At 73.2% G+C, this 5,865-nt stretch carries 4 protein-coding genes and 2 pseudogenes; 2 read left to right on the top strand and 4 right to left on the bottom strand.

Going from position 1 to position 5,865, the window contains the following annotated elements; all coding sequences use genetic code 11:
* Window positions 1-133: 133 nt before the first annotated feature.
* Window positions 134-462, bottom strand: a pseudogene (locus tag ACZ5NJ_RS37570) (transposase family protein); the annotation flags it as partial.
* 297 nt (window positions 463-759) lie between these two features.
* On the opposite strand from ACZ5NJ_RS37570, the gene ACZ5NJ_RS37575 reads away from it, so the two are divergent.
* On the top strand, window positions 760-1,746 hold the full coding sequence (locus ACZ5NJ_RS37575; protein WP_468771261.1) for an aldo/keto reductase: 987 nt from the start codon (window positions 760-762) through the stop codon (window positions 1,744-1,746).
* 23 nt (window positions 1,747-1,769) lie between these two features.
* Here ACZ5NJ_RS37575 and ACZ5NJ_RS37580 read toward each other — a convergent pair whose 3' ends face one another.
* The 3 genes and pseudogenes from ACZ5NJ_RS37580 to ACZ5NJ_RS37590 all read right to left on the bottom strand — a co-directional run bounded on the left by ACZ5NJ_RS37580 (window position 1,770) and on the right by ACZ5NJ_RS37590 (window position 4,971).
* Window positions 1,770-3,080: a tetratricopeptide repeat protein gene (locus tag ACZ5NJ_RS37580; protein WP_468771263.1), complete on the bottom strand. Its 1,311-nt coding sequence runs from the start codon at window positions 3,078-3,080 to the stop codon at window positions 1,770-1,772.
* 550 nt (window positions 3,081-3,630) lie between these two features.
* A pseudogene (locus tag ACZ5NJ_RS37585) lies at window positions 3,631-3,976 on the bottom strand (transposase family protein); the annotation flags it as partial.
* A gap of 71 nt (window positions 3,977-4,047) precedes the next feature.
* Window positions 4,048-4,971, bottom strand: coding sequence for a quinone oxidoreductase family protein (locus ACZ5NJ_RS37590; RefSeq protein WP_468771265.1), 924 nt, complete (start codon window positions 4,969-4,971; stop codon window positions 4,048-4,050).
* A gap of 93 nt (window positions 4,972-5,064) precedes the next feature.
* Between ACZ5NJ_RS37590 and ACZ5NJ_RS37595 the strand changes: the two genes are divergently transcribed.
* Window positions 5,065-5,523: a MarR family winged helix-turn-helix transcriptional regulator gene (locus ACZ5NJ_RS37595; protein ID WP_468771267.1), complete on the top strand. Its 459-nt coding sequence runs from the start codon at window positions 5,065-5,067 to the stop codon at window positions 5,521-5,523.
* The last annotated feature ends 342 nt before the right edge of the window (window positions 5,524-5,865 follow it).

Here is a 5,865-nt window from a genome sequence, read left to right on the forward strand (position 1 = left end):
TGCAGGGGGGACCCTGTGGGAGAGTAGGACGCCGCCGAACAATCATTGTGGGAAAGCCCCGCACCAGTCATGGTGCGGGGCTTTTCTGCGTTTAGCGTCCACGACGGTGTTGCGCTGTTGTAGGTCTCGCGGTCGAAGGCGGGTGGCATCCGAGGCGGCCCAACTGCTTGCGGTTCGCGGCCTGGTCGGCGGGCTGCGGGATCACCGCCCGGATCTCACGCCGTCGCAGATGGAGGCGGATCGCGCAGGACGAGTAGGCCTTGTTCGCCAGGACGGCATCCGGCGTGGTCTTCGGCCGGCCGATCGGCCTGGGTACTCGTAAGCGGTCCATGACCTGGGCGGACGCGGGGGCCTCGCCGGCTTGACCGGGCGTGATGCCGAGGGCGAGTCGTCGCCAGCAGCGGGGTGGATCCTTGTGGTCAGTCCGGCGCGGGAGCGTCCGAGGGCATGGTCAGGCGGCTCGCCTACCGGGGCCCCTTTTGACGGGCCCGGGTGCGAGCACGCCGTCGCCGAGCGGAGGCGGGCGTCGGGACGTTCCTCTCGGGCGCCGGCGGCGGCTACCCGGGCGCCGGACTCGTCGCGTCCCGGATCGCCGTGAGCGCGGCCAGGGCGAACTGTCCGGCTCGAAGAGGCGGCGGCTGCTTTCCGCCACGCCGGCTCGCGCCGGAAAGCAGCTGCGGGGAGGTGATCGTTTGACATGGAGTGCACTCCAAGACCTAGCGTCGTGGTCAGACGGTTTCGAGCTCGGGAGGCACCAGAATGATCGACGCACGCATCCGGCACTTGGGCGAACTCGCGGTCTCCGCACAGGGGTTGGGCTGCATGGGGATGAGCCACGGCTACGGCGACTCGGACGACGCCCAGTCCATCGACACGCTCCACCACGCCCTCGACCTCGGGGTGACGCTCCTGGACACCGCCGACTTCTACGGCGCCGGCCACAACGAGGAACTCATCGGCCGGGCCATCGCCGGGCGCCGCGACGAAGCGGTGATCGCCACGAAGTTCGGCTTCGCCAACCGCCTCGGCGAACCCACCGTCATCCGCGGTGACGCCGCCTACGTACGCCAGGCGTGCGAGGCCTCGCTGCGGCGGCTCGGGGTCGACCACATCGACCTCTACTACCAGCACCGGGTCGACCCGCAGGTCCCGATCGAGGAGACCGTCGGCGCCATGGCCGAGCTGGTCCAGGCCGGCAAGGTCCGCCACCTCGGACTGTCGGAGGCCGGCGAGGAAACGATCCGGCGGGCCCACGCGGTCCACCCGATCGCCGCACTGCAGAGCGAGTGGTCCCTCTGGACCCGGGACCTGGAGGGCGGCGTCGCCCAGGTCTGCCGCGAACTCGGCATCGGGCTGGTCCCGTTCTCGCCGCTCGGACGCGGCTTCCTGACCGGCCGCTACTCCTCGGTCGAAGGCCTCGCGGAGAACGACGTACGCCGCACCCAGCCGAGGTTCGCCGACGGCAACCTCGACCGGAACCTGGCGATCGTCGCCAAGCTGGAGGAACTGGCCGCCGCCAAGGGCATCACGGCCGGCCAGCTCGCCCTGGCCTGGGTCCAGCACCGCGGCGAGGACGTCGTACCGATCCCCGGCACCCGGCGCCGCCGGTACCTGGAGGAGAACCTCGCGGCGCTGACCGTGGAGCTGACTCCGGAGGACCTGGCCGCCATCGAGGCCGCGGCCCCCCGCGACGGCATCGCGGGCGCCCGCTACGACGCGACGAGCCTGACCTTCGTCAACCACTGAACGCCGCACCCGTACGGGTGGCGTTACACGGCCCCGGCCTCCTCCTGGAGGACCGATACGGCTTCCTTGACGCGGCCGAGGGTGACGAGGTGCCCGGCCAGGTCGGCGGTGCCGCACGAGGGGTGTGCGCCGAGGAGTGCCACGGCCTCCTCGGTGCGGCCGGCCTCGGCGAGGAGCCGGGCGAGGGCCGACGCCCCGTACCAGGTGTCGCCCTCCGGGTGGGCCCGTACCAGTGCGATCGCCTCCTCCCGCCGGCCGCAGGCCACCAGCAGGGGGAGGCGCATCGCGAAGAACTCCCACTCCTCTTCACCCGTACGGGACTTCAGGCCGTCCAGGTAGGCCAGGCCCTGCTCGGGGCGGCCGTGATCGGCGTAAAGGGTGCACAGCCGCCGGACGAGCCAGTCCTCCGCCCCGGGGGCCGCGTCCACGAGCGGGCGCAGCACCCCGATCGCCTCGGCCCGCCGGCCGTGTCGCTCCAGGAGGGCCGCGAGCCGTACGGCAGCGAACCGCCGGAGGCCCTGCGCAGCCCGCGCGTTCCGGTACACGGCGATGGCGCCCTCCACGTCCCCGCGTTCCTCCAGTAGTTCGGCGAGACGTTCCGCGGCGGCTTCGAGTTCCCCGGCGTACGCGCGCAGCTCCTCGGTCCGGCCGTGGCGGGCCAGGAGATCGGCGAGCGCCTGGTGGCCGTGGGCCGACGCCGCGGCGGGGTCCGGGCTCAGGAGGGCGATGGCCTCGTCGACGCGGCCCTGGCGTTCGCGGATCGCGGCCAGGAGGTGTACGGCGTTGGCGGGCGCCGGCCCGGTCCGGTGGCCCGTCGGGTCCGCGTCGCGGCGTGCCGCCTCGATCCGGGCGGCCAGCAGCGCGGCGGCCTCCTCGTCCCGGCCCGCGACCCCGGCCACGTCGACCAGGGCGGTCGCGAGGAACTCGTCCCCGAGGTGCGGGAGCAGCAGGGCGAACGCCTCTCCGCTCCGGCCGTGCCGGGCCAGCAGGCGCGCGAAGGCCGCCAGGGCCGGGGGATCCCCGCTCTCGGCGTACGGGCGGGCCAGGGCGATGGCCTCGTCGGCCCGCCCCCACCGCTCCAGCAGTGCGGCCGCGGCCTCGGCCGCCGTCCACCACCCCGTCGCCACGTAGGGGGCGACCACCTCCCAGGCCTCCGCCCGCCGGCCCTGCCCGTCGAGCCGCCGCGCCAGCTCCAGCGCGCAGAACCACTCCCCGCGGCCGGCCTGGAACGCCACCTCCTCGGCGTGGCCGAGGTCGAACAGCCGGGAGACCAGGCGCGGGGGAATGCGGCGGGAGTACGACCGGAACCGGCCGTCGAGTTCAGCAGCGTCCACGGGCACGCACCCTAGCGGTGCGACCGGCAGCGTTTCACGGGGCCGAGGGTGCGGGGCCGGGCCGCTGACGCGAAGACGCCTGCGCCGGCGCCGGGCGCCGCACGACCGCGGCCCACCGACCTTCACCCCCGCGTGTCACCGACTCGCGGCGCTCCGCGTCGGCGTCGCTCTGCCCGTCGTCCTCCCAGCCGCACTCCGGGCAGTTCTCGGAGCTCGCCCGCACCTCCAGCGTCCGCTGGAAGCAGCGCGGAGAGGGGAGGGCCGTTCTCCGGGGCGACGAGCATGCCCGGCGTCGTCCCGCCCCCGGGCAGCTGGCCGGCTCGACCGGCTGGAGCGCAGCGGTCTGACGGGCCTCGATCGGGTTGGCGCAGAGGCTGGCGAGGATCGCGTAGATCGGGGTGGCGAAGGATGGGCGGCGCGGACGGAGCCCAAGGCGGCCCAGGTGTGGTCGAGGCCCTTGTGGCGCCGGTAGGTGGCCGGCGGCCGGGGGCCACCGGGTCGGCCATGCCGATGTGTGCGGGCCCGGTCAACCGAGGTGTGTTGCCCGGGGTCCTGGTGTGACCAGCCTGGCCAGGGGGCGACAGCCGCCCTCGCCCGCGGGGTGGCTTGTGGGTGGGGGCCGCCCCGGGAACGGCCGAGTCCCTCGGTGGGGCGGCCGTTTCGCGGGATCGTGCCCTTTCGGGGCCGCGGGCTGGTGGCCCGGTGGGTGGTCGAGTCGACGCCCGCCCGATCCTGTTCGGGCCGGCCCGGCAGGTACGTGTGGGCCTGGACCGCCCGCGGCGTCCGGACCCTGCGCCCATCGGCGGAACCGCGCCGGGACGTTCGTAGATCGTCTTGCAGCCGCCGTATCGCTTGGGAAGGTCGCGCCAGGGGACCGCTGTCCGCACCCGGAACAGGTCGGCCACTCCGCCCCGTGCCTGGCCTGACGATCCGAGAGCAGACGGGCTCGAGAGCCGCCCGACAGGGCCTACGGCACGAGGACGACCTTGCCGAGGTTGCGGCGCTGCTCGATGACGGTGTGGGCGCGGGCCGCCTCCGCGAGGGGGATCTCCTCGTGGACGGTCGTGCGCAGGGAGCCGGCGGCGCGCTGCTCCCAGAGCTCGCGCTCCCAGCGGGCGTACAGGTCGGGCCGGCCCATGGCGATGGCCCGCATCTGGAAGCCGATGACCGAGGCGCCGCGCACCAGGAGCTCGTACGCGTCCACCGTGCCGCCGCCGGAGCTGTAGGCCACCAGGCGGCCGCCCATGGCCAGGGCCTTCACGGCCGGCCCCAGCAGGTCGCCGCCGACGCCGTCGAGGACGACGTCGTACGGGGCTCCCCAGTCGGCGTCCCCGTACAGGACGACCTCGTCGGCGCCCAGGCCGCGGACGAACCCGGCCTTGTCGGCACTGCCGACCGCCGCGACGACGCGCCCCGCCCCGCCCGCCTTCGCGAGCTGGAGGGCGAGGGTGCCCACCGCACTGGCCGCCGCCGTGACGAGCACCGATTCGCCGGGCCGCACGCGCCCCGCCTCGTACGCCCCGCGCGCCACGAGCCCGCTGCGCACCAGGGCGACGGCCTCCACGGCGGTCGCACCGTCCGGGATGGTGGTGGCGAGGGCGGCGGTGAGGACGGCGTACTCGGCGTAGGCGTGGGCGAAGCAGAGCCCGGTGACGCGGTCCCCGACGGCGAAGCCGGTGACCTCCGCACCGGTGGAGACGACGACCCCGGCGACCTCCCCGCCGAACGTGACGGGCCCGCTGCCCTCGCGCACCTTGCGGACGGTGGGCAGGGTGACCCCGATGGCCTCGGCGCGGACCACCAACTCCCCGGGGCCCGCCTCGGGGACGTCGACCTGCTCGGCGAGCAGGACTCCGGGCCCGCCGTTGACCTCATGGCGGATGCGCAGCACAGGACCTCCCTGATCCGGGTGTATTCGTTGGGAAGCCCAACGATAGGTCGATAGTCGTAGGGATGTCCAACGATTCCTGGCTAGGCTGGGCACATGACCTCTCCCTCTCCCTCTCCCTCCCCCCTCGCGCACATCCAGTCCCTGCCGAGCTGGCTCGTCGGCCGGGTCGCGGCCCGCGGCCGGGGCCTGGTGGCGGAGGCGATCGCACCGGAGGGGCTGAAGCTGATGCACCACGCCGTGCTGGCCGCGACCGCCGAATACGGACCGCTCGCCCAGGCCGACCTGGGACGCCGGCTCGCGGTGGACCCGAAGGACATGGTCGGGATCCTGAACCACCTCCAGGAGGCGGGACTGGTCCTGCGCGCCCCCGACCCGGCGGACCGCCGCAAGAACGCGGTGACGGTCACCCCGGAGGGAGAGGCGGCCCTCGCGCGCTGCGCCACCCTCGCGGAGGCCGCGAACGAGCAGCTCCTGGCGCCGCTGACGGAGGAGGAACAGCGCGTGCTGCTGGAGCTGTTGAGGCGCGTCCACGACGCCCCCTCCTCGTTTTGACACCCCCAGGGGCCGGATGTAGAGTCAAACGGTTGCCTCGAACCGGACAGGTTCGGCGACACCCACTCCGCAGGGAATCGAATTCCGTGTGGGGTGCACTCGACTCCTCATTCGGAACGTCGAAGCCGGGAAATCCGGTGGAAAACTTCTGATAGAGTCGGAACCGCCGGAAAGGGAAAGCGCGAAAGCGAAGAACCTGGAAAGCGCAGAGGAAATCGGGTCCGAAAAGATCTGATAGACTCTGAACAGAACGAAAGCCCGGAGGAAAGCCCGAGAGGGTGAGTACAAAGGAAGCGTCCGTTCCTTGAGAACTCAACAGCGTGCCAAAAATCAACGCCAGAA

The sequence above is a fragment of the Streptomyces sp. NPDC032091 genome, from assembly GCF_055580265.1.

What these genes read in the sequence shown, in the direction of transcription:
- ACZ5NJ_RS37575 (WP_468771261.1), top strand. Translation starts at nt 760, where the DNA reads ATGATCGACGCACGCATCCGGCACTTGGGCGAACTCGCGGTCTCCGCA.
- ACZ5NJ_RS37595 (WP_468771267.1), top strand. Translation starts at nt 5,065, where the DNA reads ATGACCTCTCCCTCTCCCTCTCCCTCCCCCCTCGCGCACATCCAGTCC.